17 protein-coding genes and 2 pseudogenes are annotated in these 19,999 nt (G+C 62.0%); 11 read left to right on the top strand and 8 right to left on the bottom strand.

Annotated elements, in window-relative coordinates; all coding sequences use genetic code 11:
• Positions 1–2: 2 nt before the first annotated feature.
• Positions 3–656 carry a response regulator transcription factor gene (locus ACP7AL_RS02260; protein ID WP_425989995.1) on the bottom strand — a complete coding sequence of 218 codons (654 nt, stop codon included), beginning with the start codon at positions 654–656 and terminating at the stop codon, positions 3–5.
• Positions 657–705: 49 nt separating this feature from the next.
• Between ACP7AL_RS02260 and ACP7AL_RS02255 the strand changes: the two genes are divergently transcribed.
• The 5 genes from ACP7AL_RS02255 (at position 706) to ACP7AL_RS02235 (ending at position 6,780) form a co-directional block, all read left to right on the top strand.
• On the top strand, positions 706–1,872 hold the full coding sequence (locus ACP7AL_RS02255; protein ID WP_425988355.1) for an efflux RND transporter periplasmic adaptor subunit: 1,167 nt from the start codon (positions 706–708) through the stop codon (positions 1,870–1,872).
• A gap of 2 nt (positions 1,873–1,874) precedes the next feature.
• The gene (locus ACP7AL_RS02250) at positions 1,875–5,045 is read left to right on the top strand and encodes an efflux RND transporter permease subunit (protein WP_425988352.1); all 3,171 of its coding nucleotides are present in this window, start codon (positions 1,875–1,877) and stop codon (positions 5,043–5,045) included.
• Positions 4,970–5,320: a DUF3240 family protein gene (locus ACP7AL_RS02245; RefSeq protein WP_425988349.1), complete on the top strand. Its 351-nt coding sequence runs from the start codon at positions 4,970–4,972 to the stop codon at positions 5,318–5,320. Before ACP7AL_RS02250 ends, ACP7AL_RS02245 begins: the two co-directional genes overlap by 76 nt.
• A gap of 247 nt (positions 5,321–5,567) precedes the next feature.
• Positions 5,568–6,143, top strand: a complete 576-nt coding sequence (locus ACP7AL_RS02240) for an NYN domain-containing protein (protein ID WP_425988346.1) — start codon at positions 5,568–5,570, stop codon at positions 6,141–6,143.
• Between the two features lie 163 nt (positions 6,144–6,306).
• The gene (locus ACP7AL_RS02235) at positions 6,307–6,780 is read left to right on the top strand and encodes a hypothetical protein (protein WP_425988343.1); all 474 of its coding nucleotides are present in this window, start codon (positions 6,307–6,309) and stop codon (positions 6,778–6,780) included.
• A 618-nt stretch (positions 6,781–7,398) separates the two neighbouring features.
• Here ACP7AL_RS02235 and ACP7AL_RS02230 read toward each other — a convergent pair.
• The 4 genes from ACP7AL_RS02230 to ACP7AL_RS02215 are packed head-to-tail and all read right to left on the bottom strand — an operon-like array spanning position 7,399 to position 13,554.
• The gene (locus tag ACP7AL_RS02230) at positions 7,399–8,763 is read right to left on the bottom strand and encodes a cation diffusion facilitator family transporter (RefSeq protein WP_425988340.1); all 1,365 of its coding nucleotides are present in this window, start codon (positions 8,761–8,763) and stop codon (positions 7,399–7,401) included.
• A gap of 16 nt (positions 8,764–8,779) precedes the next feature.
• Entirely contained in the window at positions 8,780–12,019 is a 3,240-nt protein-coding gene (locus ACP7AL_RS02225; protein WP_425988337.1) for an efflux RND transporter permease subunit, read from the bottom strand.
• Positions 12,020–12,022: 3 nt separating this feature from the next.
• A complete protein-coding gene (locus ACP7AL_RS02220; protein WP_425988334.1) occupies positions 12,023–13,228 on the bottom strand; it encodes an efflux RND transporter periplasmic adaptor subunit in 1,206 nt (401 codons plus the stop codon).
• Positions 13,229–13,272: 44 nt separating this feature from the next.
• Positions 13,273–13,554 (bottom strand): metal-sensing transcriptional repressor, encoded by a 282-nt coding sequence (locus tag ACP7AL_RS02215; protein WP_425988331.1) that lies wholly within the window; start codon positions 13,552–13,554, stop codon positions 13,273–13,275.
• A 76-nt stretch (positions 13,555–13,630) separates the two neighbouring features.
• On the opposite strand from ACP7AL_RS02215, the gene ACP7AL_RS02210 reads away from it, so the two are divergent.
• The 5 genes and pseudogenes from ACP7AL_RS02210 (at position 13,631) to ACP7AL_RS02190 (ending at position 16,453) form a co-directional block, all read left to right on the top strand.
• Complete coding sequence (locus tag ACP7AL_RS02210) at positions 13,631–13,909, top strand: metal/formaldehyde-sensitive transcriptional repressor (RefSeq protein WP_425988329.1); 279 nt, start codon at positions 13,631–13,633, stop codon at positions 13,907–13,909.
• A gap of 384 nt (positions 13,910–14,293) precedes the next feature.
• Positions 14,294–14,632, top strand: a pseudogene (locus ACP7AL_RS02205) (YkvA family protein); the annotation flags it as partial.
• Between the two features lie 257 nt (positions 14,633–14,889).
• Entirely contained in the window at positions 14,890–15,447 is a 558-nt protein-coding gene (locus ACP7AL_RS02200) for a sigma-70 family RNA polymerase sigma factor (protein WP_425988327.1), read from the top strand.
• Positions 15,444–16,085 (top strand): NrsF family protein, encoded by a 642-nt coding sequence (locus ACP7AL_RS02195; protein ID WP_425988325.1) that lies wholly within the window; start codon positions 15,444–15,446, stop codon positions 16,083–16,085. Before ACP7AL_RS02200 ends, ACP7AL_RS02195 begins: the two co-directional genes overlap by 4 nt.
• Positions 16,086–16,192: 107 nt before the next feature.
• Positions 16,193–16,453: a hypothetical protein gene (locus ACP7AL_RS02190; protein WP_425988323.1), complete on the top strand. Its 261-nt coding sequence runs from the start codon at positions 16,193–16,195 to the stop codon at positions 16,451–16,453.
• Positions 16,454–17,220: 767 nt separating this feature from the next.
• Here the strand turns inward: ACP7AL_RS02190 and ACP7AL_RS02185 are convergent.
• Entirely contained in the window at positions 17,221–17,940 is a 720-nt protein-coding gene (locus tag ACP7AL_RS02185) for a nucleoside phosphorylase (protein ID WP_425988321.1), read from the bottom strand.
• Positions 17,941–18,029: 89 nt separating this feature from the next.
• On the opposite strand from ACP7AL_RS02185, the pseudogene ACP7AL_RS02180 reads away from it, so the two are divergent.
• Positions 18,030–18,639, top strand: a pseudogene (locus ACP7AL_RS02180) (class I SAM-dependent methyltransferase).
• Between the two features lie 22 nt (positions 18,640–18,661).
• On the opposite strand, the gene ACP7AL_RS02175 reads toward ACP7AL_RS02180, so the two are convergent.
• On the bottom strand, positions 18,662–19,039 hold the full coding sequence (locus tag ACP7AL_RS02175; protein WP_425988319.1) for a rhodanese-like domain-containing protein: 378 nt from the start codon (positions 19,037–19,039) through the stop codon (positions 18,662–18,664).
• 38 nt (positions 19,040–19,077) lie between these two features.
• Positions 19,078–19,992, bottom strand: coding sequence for an MBL fold metallo-hydrolase (locus ACP7AL_RS02170; protein ID WP_425988317.1), 915 nt, complete (start codon positions 19,990–19,992; stop codon positions 19,078–19,080).
• Positions 19,993–19,999: the final 7 nt, after the last annotated feature.

Here is a 19,999-nt window from a genome sequence, read left to right as displayed (position 1 = left end):
CATTACTCCATTCGATATCCGAGACCGCGGACAGTCTTGATGAGATTGGGTCCGAGCTTGCGCCGCAGCCGGCTGACGTACACCTCAATGGTATTGGACTCGCGGCTATCTTCGAGTGCGTAGAGGTGATCGATGAGCTCTTGCTGCGAGATCACCCGGCCGATCCGGTGCAGAAAACAGTTTAGCATGCGGAATTCGCTCGCGGTCAGCTCGACCGGTTCGCCGTCGCGCGTGACGCGACTCGAGACCGGGTCGAGCGAAATGCCGCGATGCTCGAGCAACGGGTTCGCAAGCCCGGACGTGCGCCGGATGAGTGCTCGAAGCCGCGCCGCCACTTCGGGAATATGGAACGGCTTGGTGATGTAGTCGTCGGCGCCGGCGTTGAGGCCGTCTACCTTCTCAGCCCACGTCCCGCGCGCGGTAAGAATGAGGACGGGAAGTTTGCGGTTGGCCGCGCGCCATCGTCGCAAGACATCCAGGCCCTGCATTCCGGGGAGGCCGAGGTCCAGTACGGCGGCGTCGTAGGGCTCGGTTGCCCCCAATGCATGCCCGTCAGGGCCATCGGCCGCGCGCTCAACCACGAAGCCGCCCGCCGTCAAGCCGGCGACCAGACGCCGGGCGATCTCGTCATCGTCTTCGATCAGAAGAATACGGATTGAGTGCCTCCTTGAATTCCGGCCCCTATCCTATCACAGACAAGCTGACATGAACCTGAACATGCCATGCCGGCCAGCCCGGAGCGCCTTCAGCTTCCTTTCAGATACGCATGCCAGAGACTGGGCCAATAGATCAGGTTCCGACGATGGAGACGGTTGCATGCGCTGCTCGCGGCTGAAATATCTGGTGGTCCTTCTGTCGCTTATGCCTCTGGGGACGCGCGCCGGCGCCAAAGAGCTTGCCGTCACCCAGGCGCAGGTGGATCGCCTCGAAATTCAGCTTCAGAAAGTTCAGCCCGCCCAAACCGAAGCGGTCGCCCTGCTTCCGGCCACGGTCGTTCCGGCAACCAACGCGCGCCTTGTCGCCGCGGCGCCTTTCGCTGGAACGGTCACGCAGATGCACGTTCTGCCGGGCCAGGCCGTCAAGAAAGGAGAGCCACTCGTTACCGTTGCCAGCCGCGAATTCCTCGAAGCCATGAGCAGGCTCAATCAGTCGGAGGCCGAGCTGCAAATGGCGGAAACGGTCGCGACGCGCTTCCGCAGGCTGGTCGACAAGGACGTCGCGGCTCCGGTTAAGGCCGAGGAGGCGGAGGCCCAAGCCGCCAAAATTCGTGCGCTGACCGACGACCAAAAACGACTCGTCGCAATCGGAGGCATCTCGCAGGGAGCCTTCGGGAACTACACATTGCCAGCCCCCGCCGACGGCCGGGTGGTGGAAACGCGGGTGCTGCCAGGGGAAAAGCTCGATGCTATGGGGGCGGCGGTCGTGATCGACACCAGCGAGCAACTCTGGCTTGAAGCGCAAGTGCCGGCCGACCTCATTGGCCGCATCCATCCGGGTGACCGCGTGCAGGTCGCGGACGGACCGATCGGCAAGGTGATCTCGATCGGGCGGGCGCTCGACCGCATGACGCGGTCGGCGACAATGCTTGCCGAGGTACCGCCGCGATCCGGCCTCGTTGCCGGACAGATGATCGCGGTGAGCATCATTCGTCCCTCTGCTTCGGGCGGTCTCGACGTGCCGGCGACGTCGGTCGTCTGGATAGGCGAGAGCAATGCCGTCTTCGTGCGCAATGAAACCGGGTTTAACGTGGTGCCCGTTAAGCTTAGGGGAAAAACGACGTCGGCTGCCACGGTCGAAGGCGATCTGACGCCGGGACAGATGGTTGCGGCAAGCGGCCTTTCGCTGCTTGAAAACCTCATTCCCAGGGAGTGAGCATGCTGCGCCGCTTAATCGAGTTCGCCCTGACCCAGCGCGTTTTCGTCCTGTTGGTCGCGGTGCTCATCGCCGGCGCCGGCGGCTACGCGTTTCAAAACATCCCGATCGACGCCTTCCCCAACATCGCGCCGGTTCAAGCGAAGATCATCCTAAAGGCGCCGGGCATGACGCCCGAAGAGGTGGAGACCCGGGTCATCACCCCGCTGGAAATGGAACTGCTCGGCATTCCGCGCCAGACCATTCTGCGTGCGTCCGCTAAATATGCCATCGCGGATATCACTATCGATTTTGTCGACGGGACCGACATTTATTGGGCGCGCCAACAGGTCGCTGAACGGCTGGCCGGCGTGCGCGGTGATTTGCCGGCCAACGTCTCCGGGGGCCTCGCGCCGATCTCGACGCCGCTGTCCGACGTGTTCATGTTCACGATCGAAGGAGGCGGCCTTTCGTTTGAAGAGCGCCGCACCCTGCTGGATTGGACCATACGGCCGGCGCTGAGAACAATTCCGGGCGTCGCCGACGTCAACGCGTTGGGCGGTCTGGTAAAGACCTTCGAGGTGACGCCGGATAGCGCGGCGTTGGCCGCCGCCGGACTCGACGTCTCAAAGCTGATCGCGACGATTCAGGCCAACAATCGCAATGACGGCGCGGGCCGCCTAGGCGAGGGTGAAAAAGCGCTGGTGGTGCGCGCTGAAGGCGCAATCCAGACCCCGCACGACCTCGAGCAGATCGTGCTCAAATCCGAACGCGGGAAAATCCTCAGGGTGCATGATGTGGCCAGCGTCCATATCGGCAGCCTCACGCGCTATGGCGCGGTTACGAAAGACGGGACAGGCGAGGCGGTCGAAGGACTCGTGTTGTCACTCAGAGGGGCTGACGCCAATGCGCTCGTCAAGGCTGTCCGCCAGCGGCTCGACGAGTTAAAGCCAAGTTTGCCTGAAGGCGTTCGGCTCGAACCGTTCTATGACCGTTCGGATCTTGTCCAGAGCGCCGTTGGAACGGTCAAGAAGGCTCTCATTGAGGCAACCGTCCTCGTCGTTCTGCTGCTGCTCGCCTTTCTGGGAAATCTCAGAGCGGCGCTCGTTGTCGCCGTAACGCTGCCGTTTGCGGCGCTCGTCACCTTCATCATGATGCAGGCGTTCGGGATGTCCGCCAACCTAATGAGCCTCGGCGGCCTCGCCATCGCGCTCGGCCTCATCGTGGATGCCGCGGTCGTTGTCGTTGAAAACGCGGTCGAGCGTCTCAATCATGATCCGGGCGACGGAAAAGTGCCGTTGCTGCATCAGATTTACCAGGCGGCCAGCGAAGTCGCGATTCCGGTCGCGTCGGGCATCTTCATCATTTGTCTCGTGTTTCTACCGCTGCTGTCGCTGCAGGGCCTGGAAGGCAAACTGTTCGCTCCGGTCGCATTGACGATCATCTTCGCCCTCAGCGGCTCCCTGGTTCTGTCGCTGACGCTGATCCCGGTGCTCTCGTCCTTTCTGCTGCGCGGCGGCAACCATGGCGAGCCGTTGCTGATGCGGCTGCTGACCCGTGGCTATGGTCCGCTGCTCAGAAGCTGCCTCGCTCATCCGCTGCCGGTCTACCTCATTGCTCTCGGCGGGATTGGCCTTGCCGTGGTGGCGTATGGAGCCGTCGGCAAGACATTTATGCCCAGCATGGACGAGGGCTCCGTCATTGTGCAAACCATCAAGCTACCGTCGATCAATCTCAAGGCCAGCATCGACGCCGATCTCCTGATCCAGCGCACCCTGCTCGCAAAGGTGCCTGAGATCGATCGCGTGATCTCGCGTGTCGGCTCTGACGAGTTGGGCCTCGACCCGATGGGTCCTAATGAGACCGACGCCTTTCTCGTCCTGAAGCCGAAAGCCCAGTGGCGCGAGCCCGACAAGGACCGGCTGGTCGCGCGTATTCGGGAAGCGGTGGCCGATCTGCCGGGGATGGAATTCGCGTTTACGCAGCCCATTGAGATGCGCACATCGGAAATGCTGACCGGCGCCCGTGGCGATCTTGCGATCAAAATTTTCGGACCTGATCTCAAGGTGTTGTCCGAGTTGGCAGGTCAAATCCAATCGACTCTTCGAAGCGTCCCTGGCGCAACCGAGGTATCGACGGTCTCGAACGACAAGGTCGATTATTTGCAGATCGACGTTGACCGCATGGCGGCAGGCAGGGTCGGTTTGTCGGTCACCGGCATTCAGGATGAACTGCGCACGCTGCTTGAAGGTGGCACTGCCGGGATTGTCGCAGAACCGCGGCGGCGGACCAACATCGTGGTCCGCGGGCCGGAGGCGGTTCGCGACACGCCCGAGCTGTTCAGCCGGATGCAACTCGCGGCCGGCGACGGCGGCCTGGTGCGGATCGGGGATGTTGCGCGCATCGGACGTAAGGCTGGCGCCGTCAAGATCGACCGTGAAAACGCGTCCCGCTTTGCCATCGTGCAGGGCTACGTGTCGGGCCGCGACCTTGTCGGTTTCGTCCAGGATGCACAGAAGGCGGTTGCTGAGAAGGTCCAGCTTCCGTCAGGATACCGGCTGGTCTGGGGCGGCCAGTTCGAGAACCAGCGCCGCGCGGCAACCCGGCTTGCGATCGTCATCCCGATCGCGCTGGGTCTCATCCTCGTTGTGCTTTTCGCAACGCTGCGCTCCATGCGCCAGTCACTGCTCATTCTTGCCAACGTGCCCTTTGCATTAGTGGGAGGCATGCTGGCCCTGTGGGTCTCCGGCGCATATCTGTCGGTGCCGGCTTCCGTCGGCTTTATCGCGCTGCTCGGCATCGCCGTGCTCAACGGGCTGGTTCTGGTCAGTTATTTCAATCAGTTGCTGGACAGCGGGCTTCCGTTAGATCGGGCCATCTATGAAGGCTCGGTCCGGCGGCTTCGGCCGGTTCTCATGACGGCCAGCATCGCCGCCTTCGGGCTGGTGCCGCTGCTGTTCGCAGACGGACCTGGCTCGGAAATCCAAAAGCCGCTCGCGATCGTAGTCATCGGCGGCCTCGTCACCTCAACGGCCTTAACGCTGGTTCTCCTGCCTATCCTGTTTCGACGCTTCGGCGTCCCGGCGGCCCAAACCACACTGCACACCCGGAGTCTCGAATGGACAAGTCCTTATGCAAGCTCACACTCGCCTTCCCTCCAAGCGGAGAGGACATTGTCGTCGAGTATTTGCTGAGGGCTGAACCACCCATTAGCGGGTTCACGACATGGGTCAGCGATGGCCACGGCCTCGACTTCAAGGAAGCAAGCGTCAACGAGCGGGTGCGGGGGCGAGTGAAGCTTAGCGTGCTGGTCGCAGTGCTGCCGCGGCAGTGGGTGACGAAATTGCTCGACGACCTGCGTAAGAATGCTCGGATTGACAGCCTCACGTATTGGGTCGAGCCCGTCGATGTCTTCGGGAGGCTAACCGCGATGGCGGCTGATGTGGCTGTCAATCCGATAGAGGAGTAGCCACGGTCTCCCTACATGTGCCAGACGCTTCACTAGGGTGTGACGCTCATCGCGGTCCAGAATACAGAAACAACGAGCCCTTAGGAATCTCTGCATGTTGAAACGTCGCCAGCGGGAAAGACGCAAGCACGGTCTTGGGTCCCACATTACGTTCTCCGGATCTCGACTCAATGAGGAAGACGCATACGACAAAACCAATCGGGTGGCCGATTGAAATGCCCGCCCGGACGATCTAGGAGCAATAGCATTGGAAAACAGGATCGCGCTCTTTATCGATGGACCCAACCTCTATGCCACCGCCAAGACACTTGGCTTTGATGTCGACTACAAACGCCTTCTCAAGGAATTCCAGGGCTGCGCAGCGTTGCTGCGCGCATTCTACTACACTGCCATCATCGAAGATCAGGAACATTCGTCGGTCCGCGCGTTGATCGATTGGCTAGATTACAACGGCTATACCGTCGTGACCAAGGCAACCAAGGAATTCATCGACGCCAGCGGCCGCCGCAAGGTCAAGAGCAATATGCACATCGAATTAGCGGTCGATGCGATGGAGATCGCCGAGCATGTCGATCAAATGGTGCTGTTTTCCGGCGATGGGGATTTCCGCTCGCTGGTTGAGGCGGTGCAAGGCCGCGGCGTTTGCGTCACCGTCGTCTCGACGATCTCCAGCCAGCCGCCGATGATCGCCGACGAGTTGCGGCGCCAGGCCGACGTCTTCATCGATCTGATGGAACTGCAGTCCAAGATCGGCCGCGATTCGTCCGAACGTCCTGCCCCGCGCGAGCCGGTTGAAAGTTTGCCGGGCTCCCTGCGCAGGTAGGCTCGGAGCGGCTCCGGCGGCCGGGTGGCCGCCCAGCGCGGGTTGGCGGCGGCGTACGACAAGTTTCGGAGAGCTTTCCGAGGATCATCGAAAAGGAGTTCGGCGTCATCTTCAAACCATCTGGACCACGCGCCGCCGAATTGTCTGACCAAAGGAATGTTGCATGCTGCGCCTGTTCATAGCACTGATGATGTGTGTGATCTCTACTGGTGCTATCGCGCGCGCGTCGGGAATCGCGCAGGGCAAATTCTCCACGTTATCATACGAGCGGCTGCAACGACTTCAACCGGCTATCCACAAGGCGTTCAAAGCAGCGCAGCTACTGTGCAGAGGCGACGCAATAAATGTTCGAACGGGCTTCCTGCGATACCTGAAAGGAAAGGAAGGCGTGGAGTTTATCGCAATCCACTTCGACCAAGTAGAGTGTTTCAACCGAGATGCACTTTGTTCGCCGAACGGCTGCCTTCATCGCATTTTTGTTTCCAAAAGAGGCAATCTTCGCGAGGTTTGGCGAGGGGACGTCTTGGAAATCGACATGTCTAATGAGTCCGGTATCCCGTCGATCGACATAGATTGCAGTCAAAGAGGTTCGGTTTGCCGCCACCGAATGCAATGGAATGGCAGGCGGTTTCGTTAAGGGCAAGATTCGCTCCGATGCGAGGGAGAGAATTCCGATATCATCCATTGCATTTGAACAGGCGATTGCGGCGGTCGGGAATGTGTTGCCCGTCGTGCGTGGTACTCGTCGAACCGTTTGCTTGCAGCCGTCATGATCGTCAGCTGCGTCGCTGCGACACCGGCGGCGGCAAAGCATCTAAGCTCAACTCGACCGGCGTCCTCCGCGCCATGCTGCTGCAGCCTTAGGGTGAGCCGCAGTCACCGGATTGTCGTCGACTCCACGCTCGACCTCGATCGAGACGCTTCCGTCGCCGCCGAGGGAGAGCATGTCGATCAAATCGTGCCTGGGCTGGTCCCGTGCATGATCATCTCTGCCCATCTTTCATGGTCTTGGTCTGCAGGCTTCAGGAGAGCGGAAGGAATGCTTGCACCATGCGCCGCGTTCTCGCTCAAAGCTTCTTCGGGCCCAATCAAAGATTGTACACCAACCGGCAGCATCCCGACCGATCGCCGGGACATTTTGTTCCCGCGCCGCAACAGGGCAGACTAAAGGGGTACCTTGGCGGCAGCATCGACTGCTTCGAGGACTACAGACATGCACGCCGAGTATGGCGAGAGAGGGATGCCGCGCGCGCCTCTACCGGCCTTGAAGGCCATGCTTGCGGCGCGCAGTAGAGCCAATGCCCGTGGCTGCCGGCTTCGTCGTGTGAAACTCCCGAATGTCTTTTTTGCCGTCCGCCGACAGGATCAGCTGTCCGTCGAACGCATGGGGCTCAGATGGGGCGGAAGCGCTTTCGAAGTTCAAGGGATTTCCCGACAACGGTGAGAGCGCAAGCGTCTCGGACCGTCCGTCCCGCTCGATCACCACCACCGCGTTCAACCCGGCTGCGGACCGACTCAGGGTCAGTCGCATCCGCTCCCCTGCCGGCGTGTTCGCGATCGAGAGTTCGCCCTCTGCCAGTTCGCTGCGAAATTGGAACGTCTCCGGCGCTCTACGGTCAGCGGACATCTCGGCTGCGCCTACGGTTTTCGACGATACTCGGACATTCGCAACGGAAAGAGCGGGGATATGCTTAAGCATCTCGTGCCGGAGGTTTTCCGCCAAACGGTCGGCGTCCGCGACGGGCATTTCGGCATGGACGCGGACACCGATGTCCGCGTGCAAGCGATGTCCCAGCCAGCGTGCCTTGACGTCAAGGACCTCGCGGACGCCTTCGACGTGCTCGGCAGCGTGTCTGATTTCGTCGGTGACCTCGGGGTCGACGCCGTCGAGCATCCGGACGAACACCGCCTTGGACGACTGCCAGACGATGCCGAAGATGGCGATGGTGATAAGAAGTCCGACGATCGGGTCCGCCAGCGGAAATCCCAGCCACACGCCGACCGCACCCACGACAACAGCGAGACTTGTGAAGCCATCAGTGCGCGCGTGATAACCGTCGGCGATGAGCGCCGCGCTGTTGATCTCCCGTCCGACCCGGATCCGGAAGACCGCGACGGCTTCGTTCCCGAGAAATCCGATTACGCCAGCGGCCACCACCCAGGGAATAAAATCGATGCTTTGGGGATGGATAAGACGGTCCACGGCTTCGTAGCCCGCGAAGACGGCACTGAACAGGATGATCGCCACGATGGCCACCCCGGCCAGGTCTTCGGCGCGTCCGAGACCATACGTGAAGGTTTTGCTCGGCTTGCGGCGCGCCAGCACGAACGCAATCCAGAGTGGAATCGCGGTAACGGCATCCCCGACGTTGTGGATAGTATCGGCGAGGAGCGCGACGCTGCCCGAGATCACCACGACCACCAGCTGCAGGGCCGAGGTAAGCGCCAGCACGACGAACGACCATTTGATCGCCCAGATGCCGCGTGTCGTCGCCGCGATGGTGGGATCTATCGACCCGTGCGTGTGGCCATGACCCTTGCCATCGCCCGGCCCGTGGCCGAGTCCCAGCGATTGCCCTTGGGGCGACATCCCGAACCAGCCCTGGATTTGCTTCAACATGTCATACCTTCGGTTTCTATTCGGCCGCGCGGCTGGGGATGAATGCACTGTCGGGCTTCGTCTGTGCTTGGGCAGGTGCGAAGTAGGAGTAGAGTGCCGGCAGGACCAGCAGCGTCAGTAGCGTCGCGCTCAGCAGGCCGCCGATGACGACGGTCGCCAATGGCTTCTGCACTTCGGCCCCCGTACCCGTCGCGATGGCCATGGGCACGAAACCCAGCGAGGCGACCAGCGCCGTCATGATAACCGGGCGAAAGCGGGTGAGGGCGCCTTGGCTGATGGCCAGGCGCGTATCGATACCTTCCAAAATCAATTTCCGGATCTGGGTGAGCATCACCAAGCCGTTGAGGACGGCGACACCCGACAGGGCGATGAATCCGACCGCCGCGGAAATCGAAAACGGCATGCCGCGAAGCCAGAGCGCGGCGATGCCGCCGGTCAGCGCCAACGGCACGGCGCTGAAGACGATGAGGGCGTCACGCGGCGAGCCCAACGCACCGAACAGGAGAAGATAGATCAGCAGAAAACAGCCCGGCACGACGATCATCAGACGCTGACGCGCGACGGAGAAATTTTCGAACTGTCCGCCCCAGGTCAGGAAGCTCCCCGGTGGGAGCTTGACCTGCTCGTCGACCTTGGCTTGCGCCTCCGTGACCAAGGACCCGATGTCGCGTCCGCGCACTTCGGCGGTCGCGACGACACGCCGCTTGCCGTTTTCGCGGCTGATCTGGTTGGCGCCCTCGGTCTGCTCGAACGCGGCCACCGCTCGTAGCGGGACGGAGGAAGAAGGAACGTTCGGATTGGCGTTCGGAAGCGGGACCGGAAGATCCTCAAGCGCCGAGATATCGTTGCGCAGCGCATCGTTGAGGCGCACGATGATCTGGAATCGGCGGTCACCCTCGAAGACTAGGCCCGCGGCGCGGCCGCCCACGGCCGTCTCGATCAGGTCCTGGACCGACGCGAGGCTGAGACCGCGCCGGGCTATCTCGGACTTGTCTATCTTGATCTCAAGGAAGGGGAGGCCCGCCGTCTCCTCTACCTTGACGCTCTCGGCGCCGTCAACCTTGCGCAGCACGTCGGCGATCCGGGCTGCCGTGCGCTGCATCTCCGCGAAGTCGTCTCCGAACACCTTCACGGCAAGGTCCTCGCGCACCCCTGCGATCAATTCGTTGAACCGCATCTCGATCGGCTGCGAAAAGCCGACCTTGTTGCCCGGAAGCTTGGTGGCTTCGGCCTCGATGCGCTTGATCAGGTCGTCCTTCGTGGTGTCGGGATCAGGCCACTCGTTCTGCGGCCTGACGATGATGTAGGTATCGGACGAACTCGGAGGCATCGGATCGGCAGCTAGATCCGGCGTTCCGGTGCGGGAGAAGACGAAGGCCACCTCGGGAAATTTGCTGATCTGGCGTTCGATCAGAAGCTGCATCCGTTGCGATTGCGCCAGCGCAGTGCTCGGCACGCGCTTTACCTCCATGACGATGTTCTTCTCGTCGAGGGTTGGCGTGAATTCCTGCCCGAGGCGACCGAACAACAGAACGGCGCCGACGAACATCAGCGCGGCCGCCACCATCACCGGCAGCGGCCTAGCGATCGTGCGGCTCAACAAGGGTGCGTATCCGGACTTCAGCCGGCGGATAAAATAATTCTCGTCCTCGCGCACCGGCTTCGACACCGCGATCGCAATGGCGGCCGGCACGAAGGTGAGCGAAACGACGAACGCGGTCGCGAGCGCGATCATGACCGTCAGCGCCATCGGCTCGAACGTCTTGCCCTCGACGCCCGTAAAGGCGAGCAGGGGAACGTACACCAGGATGATGATGATCTGGCCGTACACCGTCGGACGGATCATCTCCGAGGTCGAAGCCGTCACTGTGGACAGGCGCTCTTCGAGCGATAGGGTTCGGCCCAGTTCGCGCTGCCGTTCGGCGAGATGGCGCAGGCTGTTCTCGGCAATGATGACGGCGCCGTCGACGATCAGGCCGAAGTCCAGCGCGCCCAGGCTCATGAGGTTGGCGCTGATCCGCCCTTGCAGCATGCCGGTAGCGGTGATGAGCATCGTCACGGGAATCACGCAGGCGGTGATGAGGGCCGCGCGCATGTTGCCCAGCAGCAGAAAGAGGACGGCTATGACAAGGAGCGCGCCTTCGGCCAGATTGCTCGCCACCGTATGGATCGTCGCGTCGACCAGTTGCGTCCGATTCAAGACGGTATGCGCATAGATGCCCGGCGGCAGGGTACGGCTGACTTCCTTGATCCGGACGTCGGCCGCCGCGGCGACCGTCCGGCTGTTGCCGCCGATCAGCATCAGCGCTGTTCCCAACACGACCTCGCGACCGTCGACGCTGGCGCTGCCGGTGCGCAGTTCGCGCCCGATCGCGACGTCGGCAACGTCCCGCACCCTCACGGGAATGCCGCCGCGGGTGGTGACTACGATGTTGGAGATGTCGTCCATGTTCTCGACCCGCCCGGCGGCGCGCACGACGTAACCTTCTCCGTTCTGCTCGATGTAGTTCGCCCCGCGGCTGACGTTGTTGGCCTCGATGGCGGCGATCACCTGGCCGAACGTCAAGCCGTAACCGACCAACTTCGCCGGATCCGGCTGGACCTGGAACTGCTTTACGAAGCCACCGATGGCATCGGCGCCGGCGACACCCGGCACCGACTTCATCTGCGGACGTATTATCCAATCCTGCACCGTGCGCAGGTACACCGTCCGTTGGAACTCACCTGTGAGACGCTCGCCTTCCGGCGTCAGGTAGCTTCCGTCGGTCTGCCATCCCGGCTGGCCGTCGTGGACGGGGGCGGTCGTGCCGGGCTTTTCGTATTCGACGGCCCACCAGTAGATCTCGCCGAGCCCCGTGGAAACCGGGCCCATCCTGACGTCGACGCCCGGCGGTAGGCTGGGCTTGGCGTCGTTGATCCGCTCCGACACCAGTTGCCGCGCGAAGTAGATATTGGTGCGGTCGGCGAACACCGCCGTGATCTGCGCAAAGCCGTTGCGAGAGAACGACCGAGTAGACTCCAGTCCCGGTATTCCCGCGAGCGCGGTCTCCAACGCGACGGTGACCTGCTTTTCGATCTCTACCGGCGTAAGCGACGGCGCGACGGCATTAACCTGCACCTGGACGTTGGTCACGTCCGGAACGGCGTCGATCGGCAGCTTAGTCAGCGACCAGAGACCGGACGCGGCGGCGGCGAGCGTGACGAGCAGGACCAGCCACCGGCGCTTTACCGAAAAATCAACGATCCACTCGATCATCGCTCAGTCCTCTTCGCCGGGCTTCGACAGTTCCGCCTTCAGCGAGAACGTGTTCGACACCGCGATGATCTCGCCGGCCGCAAGGCCCGAGACGATCTCGACGGATTGGCCATCGCGCTGGCCCAAGACGACGTCGCGCTTTTCAAACCCCTCCCTGGTGCGGACGAAGACGGCCTTGCGGCCTCCGACGTTTTGGACGGCGCCGAACGGCGCGACCACGGGAGCGGTGTGCTCCTCGATGGCGATAGCGGCCGTGACGAACGACCCTGGTCTCCAGCGGCCGTCGGCGTTATCGATGGCCGCAACGACGCGCGCGGTACGGGTATCCTTGTCGAGCAGTGGGCTCACGAAGACGATCTTCGCGGTGCCTGCCTCCGGTTGACCACGCGTCGCGACGTTGACCGCTTGTCCCTCCCTGACCGCAGGCAGATCGGCCGAGGAGACTGATAGGTCGATCCAGACGCGGCCGAGGTCGACGATGACGAAGAGTTCGGTTTCGAGACTATCGCGACCGACGGCCGTGCCAAGTTCGACCCGGCGTTCCGCGACCCGTCCGGAGATTGGAGCACGGACGTTCTGGCTGCGCAGCAGGGCGTCGGGGGCTTGCGGAAGTGCTTCGATTTCATCCGCCCGCACGCCCAGGGCCAGCAGCTTCTGGCGCGCAATGTTGAGACGCATCGAAACTTGAGCCGCCGCATTGCGCGAGCGGATGTACTGCTGTTCCGGAACGGCGCGTCCCTCCCAAAGCGATTTGTCGCGAGCGGTCAGATCTTGCTGCAAATCGTTCGACAGCCGGGCCGCCAGATATTCGCTCTTGGCATCGGCAATCTCGCGGCTCTCGAGGACGGCCAGAATCTCGTCCTTGACGACGTCGTCGCCGATATTCTTGCTTAGTTCGGCGACCGTGCCCGACAGTTTGACGGCGACATGTGCTACGCGGCCGGCATCGGGGACGACGGTGCCGGGCACGGCCAGGCGCCTCGCGATCGTAGCGGGTCCGACGCTGCGCTGCTCGATCTCAGCAAGGCGTATGCGCTCATCGTCCATCGCCACGACTGTGGACTTGTTCGACGATCCGGCGGGCTTGGCGTCCCGCTGCGCGACGGCCGCCGGAACCCCGAAACCGGATACCCGCTGCAACGCCGGAGCGCCGAGCGCCAGTGCGGCACCCAGGACAAAGGCTGTGACGGTGATCGGTCGGATGGCCATGCGAGACTACTGACGGTTGCTGGTGAGGAACGGCTACGTCGCCGTCATAGGTAGCGCGAGATCGCCTTGAACTCGGCGAGCACGCGTTCAGTCGATTTTGCCTTCCCGCCGTTGGCGGCGGTGTCCAGGCAATGATCGACGTGATCGTGGATCAGCGTCTTCTTCGCCTCGCTGATGGCTTTCTCGACGGCATGAAGCTGCTGCGCCAGGTCGAGGCAGGGGCGGCCGTCCGAGAACATCTCGATCACCTTGTGAAGGTGACCTTCTGCGCGCTTCAGACGCTTGAGGATTCCGGCGTGCGTTACGTGAACATGATCGTTGGCCATGGCAAGCATGTATCCCCCCGGGGGGGATAATACAAGGGCGATTGCGTAGAATAGGGGGGTAGGCTATGTTGTCGCAATGAGCCATACCATAAGGGAAAAGAAAAAACTGCTTGCCCGCGTCCGTCGGATCAAGGGCCAAGTCGAGGCGATCGAGCGCGCGCTGGGAGAGGAAGCCGAATGCGAACGCATCATGCATATGATCGCGGGCATACGGGGTTCCGTCGCCGGCTTGATGGCTGAAGTGGTCGAGGACCACATTCGGACCCATTTGGTCGATCCAAAGAAGAATCCGGGCGCGCTCAATGCGGATGCGGCGGACGAGCTCATCGAAGTCGTTCATGCGTACTTGAAATAGAGTTGCCACGATCCCGCACACGATCAATCATGCCGCTTCCCACAACCACGTCTTTCCTGGTCGCTTGAGCAACTTTTCGACCATCCCACAACATCTTCGCAACACCTCACGGAGGCTGGATTTACCGTGGCGGTAGATGGAGTCCGCTGACCTACAACCAGTCCATTAGCGCCTCCGCGTCGCGCGCGACCTGGCCGGGCGCATCGCAGTGCCGATGATCGACGGTTACGTTGTTCGCGGTGTACTATATTTCGTTCGCGTTCATAAGACGCTTCGCGTAAACGCCGCGATGGCAGCCACTGTCACCGAGCGGCTTGGGAAACGCCATCGTTGATGTACTAGAGGCTTTTGAAACTAAGGCAGCTTGAGCCAACGATGTTAGATCGATTGAAAACCTGGGCGCGGTCCCTCAAACGGGACGTTCATGCGATTTATCTTGCGGCCCGTGATCCGCGAGTGCCGTGGTATGCGAAAGCGCTGGCGTTGGCTGTTGCGAGTTATACGCTTTCTCCAATCGATTTGATTCCGGACTTCATCCCGGTCATCGGATACCTGGACGATTTAGTTATTGTTCCGATCGGAATTTGGCTCGTCGTGTCCTTGATCCCTCCAGAGGTGATGGCCGAGTATCGCAGCATTGCCAGAGCTGCTGCGGATCGTCCCGTGAGCAAGGGGGCAGCCGTTGCTATTGTCTCGATTTGGATTTTGTGTACCGCCGCTATCGGCTGGTACATTTGGACTGAGTTCGAGCCGCCACATTCAAAAGAGCCCACTATCGGCCTGCCGAATGGTGCCGATGCAGATGGCCGTCCACCGGGCTCGACCATCATCGCGGCGCCATCGCCATCACGCACTTGTCGACGAACCCGCGCAGTGAAAAGGCAGGAAGAGCCCCTGCAGTACCGAAAGATTTCAACGAGCCCGACGGGGGAATGTAACCAGATCGCGTCCGCAGCCGAACTAAGTAAGGTGGAGGGGATTTGAGCAGCTTGGAACTGGAGTTAAAGACGCTGATGCTGGCCAGCCTGGACGGCGACCGGGGCGCGCACGGTGCCTTGCTCGACAGGCTGAGCCGACACCTGCGCGGCTACTACAAGCGGCATCTTGCCCGCAGCGGGGGCGGCGCCGAAGAGGCGGAAGACCTGGTGCAGGAAACCGTGCTCGCGATCCACCTCAAGCGTCATACGTATGACGTCGAGACCCTGCTCACGCCTTGGGTGCATGCGATCGCGCGATACAAGCTCATCGACCATCTCCGGCGAAGCCGCTTTTCGCGTGCTGAAGTCCCGATCGACGATCATTATGACCTCATCGCGGCGGATGATCGGGTTTCCGTCGAGAGCGCGCACGACGTCGGCCGGCTGCTGAGCTTGTTGCCTGAAAGGACGCGACAGGCAATCGAAGCCGTGAAACTCGAGGAGCGGAGCGTTTCCGAAACCGCCGCACGCTACGGCATGTCGGAATCCAACGTGAAGATCAGCATCCACCGGGGTTTGAAGGCATTGGCCACCCTCATCGGCAGAGAGACGAACGTATGAAAACCGAGGACCTTGTAGCCGGGCTGGGCCGAAGCAACCGCCCCGTCGATCGCGGCATTGTAGTTCGCAGCTTCGGCATCGCTTTGGTAGTTGGCATAGCATTGGCTCTCTGCGCCGCAATCGTCTTGCTCGGGACGAGGCCCGACCTGGCGACGGCCCGGACGGCGGTCTTCGTCGCCGTAAAGCTTGCGTTCAGCACCACTGTCTTCGCGTTGTCGGCTCTCTATCTGTTGCGGCTTGCGCGGCCGGGGGGCGAATACAGAGTTTCCCCCGCCCTGATGGCGGCGCCGTTTGTCGCGGTCGTTGGGCTTGCAGGCGCGGTTATGATCATGGCGCCGACTTCGCACTGGGACCGCATGGTGATGGGAGACCAGTGGCTCGAATGCCTTGTCTCGATACCGATTATCGCCGTCGCTCCCTTCGCCGCGGTAATCTGGGCCGCGCGGAGAGCGGCGCCCACCGACCTCGTCAGGGCAGGCGCGTTCGCCGGCCTGGTCGCGGGGAGCATCAGCGCGATGGCCTATGCCCTTCACTGCACCGACGATTCGCTGCCTTTCGTGGCTGTATGGTACGGCGGCACGATCGCGCTATGCACCCTCGCGGGGGCAATGTTGGGACCGCGGCTGTTGCGGTGGTGAGGAGAGGGGTCTTCACGTCGGCGTGATCCTGTAACCCGTTGCGCGGATCAACCGAACTCCTTCTTGAAGCGCACGTCGGGTGCGTTTCCAAAGAATGGAGCCGGACCATGTTTAGGAAATTTATCGCTGTGACTTCGCTTGTGCTGCCGCTTGTTGCCGGAGCGGCGACGGCGCACGCCGGCTCGACCATCACCGATAAGAGCTATTGGCCGAATGAGGCGAGGATGTCCCGAGCCGGTGCCCCTGCGCAATCCAACCCGAGTGCGGCCTTCGCATCCGACGCCTATGCGCCGGCCGCACCTCTGCCGACGACATCATCGGTCGGCGGCAATGTCGGCCGTTATCAGGGCGGCCCGAAGGGCAGGTAAGTAGCTCCCGCGGAGCGGCGCCCGCTCCGCGCAGCCCATCGTCGGGCGGGAGGCGCTTCCTTTCGGGATTTTGCTCGTTCGGAGCGCGCTGGACTTGCACGGGAAGGCCTCATCGGCGTGCACGGCTATCGGCCTACTGCGGCAGCCGATGGGCCAGATGGTGAGGTCATGGACCGCGGCGGCTGAGCATCTGCACGGCGGAGAATGGCGATACTGGCAGAGGTCGTCCAGCAGCCTGGCTAGGCAGGCATGGAGGCTGGGGCAGCAATCCCCCACTTTGGGACGCCTCCCATACGCTGGCGAGCTCTCTGCCGACGGGAGCAGCATCGTTCCGGGGCGTCGGCAGTCGCCCGCGCCCACCGGCTCCCTGCGCCTGCTCCGATCGCGTGCCATGTAAGACGAACAGAGGCATGGTACCGTCGCCTCCGCGCAGCGGATTGCTCACGCGACGCTTCAGATCGGAGTCGGCGTAGGTAACGAGTGAGCCTTGGCTCCAGCTAATGTCATCTGAGGGAACCAGTCCTTCGTCCTTTGGAGTGCCCGGTTGCCAGATGATGCGGTCGGAGGCGGATCTGCGCTTCCAGATATCAGGGCGTTCAGGTGCTTCCAGCCGCAGCCGGATCGTCGATGCCGTTCGGCAGGTCCATGAAGGCTCGGCGATCTTCCCGACGTCTGCCCGGTTTCGAAGGATGGGTCATCGATGGCGCTGCACCGCGGGGAAGTACCCAGATCGTCGGCCGCGCAGGCGCGCGCCCGGGCATGTCCGCCTATCCTTCGGCCAAAGCACCCACGATGCTGCCCAGGACCGCCAGTGCATCCACCGTGCCGTCGTCCTCGCCTTTTTCGAAGTCCGCGCCGCTTTGGGCCATCGTGTTAGTCACATGGGCCAGGCAGAGGACCTTGCAGCCAGTCGCCATGGCGAAGGCGTATAGAGCGGCCGCTTCCATTTCGACCGCGAGGATCCCCTTGTCGGCTGCGGCCTGAATGGCTTCGCTGGTTTCGCGGAAAGGAGCGTCGGTGGTCCAGGTCGAACCGCTGATGGTTCTGGGACCGTCTCGCTTTGCAGCCTCGACCGCGGCGGCGAGCAACTGCGGACATGCGCTCGCATATTCCGAGGGTGGAGCATAGTGATAGCTTGTGCCTTCGTCGCGCAGCGCTCGGTCGATGATGATGAAGTACGGAGGAGGGCCGGAGGCGACGATCTGCCCGGACGACGTTAAGCTGATCAGCAGGCGACAACCGCTGGCGAAAAGCTCTTCAGCCACCAGAACGGCGAAAGACGCGCCGACTGCCCGTCCGACGATGCCGACATCCCTTCCGGCGAGGCAGAAAACATCGAGTTCGGTGTGATAGCATGGCCATCCTTCGAACGGCTTGGCGCGCCCGGTCCGGCGAAGATGGCGGACCAGATCGCCGTCCGGATCCAGCAGGCAAACGGAGGGAACGTCAGCCTCCTTGATGTTCTTCTGGCGTCGTGCCTCGCGCATCAGCGCCGCAGGCACGAAGGCCGAAGGCGCTGAAGGGTTCAGGTAGGACCATCTACGTTGCACCGTAATTAGAAGGAAGGGGAGCAGTTGTGAACGACGCCGACCGCCAAGCTCATTGGCAGAACGTATACGCGACGAAGGCCGAGAAGGAAGTGAGCTGGTTTCAGGAGAATCCAGCCCCGTCGCTCGATCTCATCGCCGCCACCGGCATCTCGACCGACGCAGCCATCATTGACGTCAAGGGCGGTGCTTCACGGCTGGTTGATAGCCTGCTCGAGCAGGGTTTCCGCCGGGTAACGATACTCGACCTCTCCGCAAAAGCTCTTGAGGCAGCGAAACCGGCCCGGAGAAGCAGTCGACTGGATCGTCGCGGATGTCACCAGTTGGAAGCCTTCGAGTACGTATGACCTCTGGCACGATCGTGCCGCTTTTCACTTTTTGACGGAGCCGACCGACCGCGATGCGTACGTCAGTAGCCTGAAGAAGGCAGTACGTCCCGGTGGTCGCGTAATCATCGCGACTTTTGCTCCGGACGGCCCCGAAAGGTGCAGCGGATTGCCGATCGTGCGCTACGATCCGGATGAGCTTGCCTCGACGCTTGGACCAGCCTTCGAACTGGCAGATTCCCGACGGCACGATCATACGACTCCCGGCGGCAACACGCAGCGTTTTCAGTTCAGCCGGTTTCTGCGAAGGTAACCAAGCTTCGGGCCGCTTCGCTTCAGGACGGCTTGTTCCCGCCTAGAGCCTTCTGTAGTGCAGGAAAACCGCCGGCGACGTGAGCCACGTTCGTTACGCCCATATCCTTCAAAGTTCTGGCAGCCAATGCCGAACGGCCGCCCGAGCCGCAGTACAGCACCAGCTTCTTTTTTCCGGCAAGCTTTGGATTATGCGAGGGGCTCTCCGGGTCGATCTGGAACTCTAGAAGTCCGCGTGGGACGTGCACCGCTCCCGTGAGCGAACCTTTCTCCACCTCACCAGGCTCCCGCAGATCGACGAAGACGACGTTTCCGTCGTCCTTGAGCTTGATCGCCTCCTCGGCGGCAAGCGTCTCGATCTGTCCGTTGGCGTCAACCACAAGTTGGTTAGCGGTTTTCATGACGGAGTCCTTTCATTCTGTGAGGTTTGGAGGTGCGATCAATCGTCCCAAGGGGCGGGCTCAAGCGCGTCGAGCGGAATCTTCAGGTAACGCTTGCCGTTTTCTTCCTGTTCCGGCAATCGCCCGCCCTGGATGTTTACCTGAAGAGAGTGAAGGATGAGCTTCGGCATCGGAAGTTCGCGGTCCCGGGCGTCGCGCAGCGCGACGAACTCTTCCTCGGTCTTCGCCTTCGTTAAATGGGTGTTCTCAACGCGTTGCTGTTTGACGGTGCTTTCCCAAAGGGGCTTCTTGCGTCCGCCGGGACAGTAGTCGTGGCCCGTGAACAACCGGGTGTCGTCGGGAAGAGCCATGATCCTCTGAATGCTGGACCACAGCGCGCGCGCGCTGCCGCCCGGGAAGTCCGCGCGGGCGGTACCGCCGTCCGGCATGAAGATCGTATCGTGGATGAACCCCGCGTCGCCGACGAGATAGGCGATAGAAGCTAACGTGTGGCCCGGCGTCAGCAGGACCTCCACGTCCAGGTTGCCGATCCTGAAGCGTTCGCCGTCGCCGAAGAGCTTGTCCCATTGCGAACCGTCGGTCGCGAACGTGTCGGCATAATTGTAGATACGCTTCCACAGCTTCTGCACGTCGACGACCTTTTCACCGATCGCAGTCGGCACGCCGGTTTTCGATCTGAGATAACCCGCAGCGGAGAAGTGATCGGCGTGCGGATGTGTGTCCAGGAGCCAGACCAACCTGTAACCCTCACGTTCGATGTGGGCCAGCAGGGCGTCCGCCGAAGTCGTCGCCGTCGCGCCGGAATTCGGATCGAAATCGAGGACGGGATCGATGATCGCGCATTCCAGCGTCTCCGGATCGGCAACGACGTACTGGACGCTCGACGTGCGCTTCTCGAAGAAGCCGGTCACGACGGGACAGCCGTGGCGGCAGGTGGATTTCTCGTTCGTCATTTCATTT

Origin of the sequence: Afipia sp. DC4300-2b1 (genome assembly GCF_049895725.1) — a bacterium.
Lineage (GTDB): Bacteria > Pseudomonadota > Alphaproteobacteria > Rhizobiales > Xanthobacteraceae > Afipia > Afipia broomeae.
The sequence above is the reverse complement of the archived record's forward strand: the minus strand, read 5'-3'. Positions and strand labels throughout refer to the sequence as shown.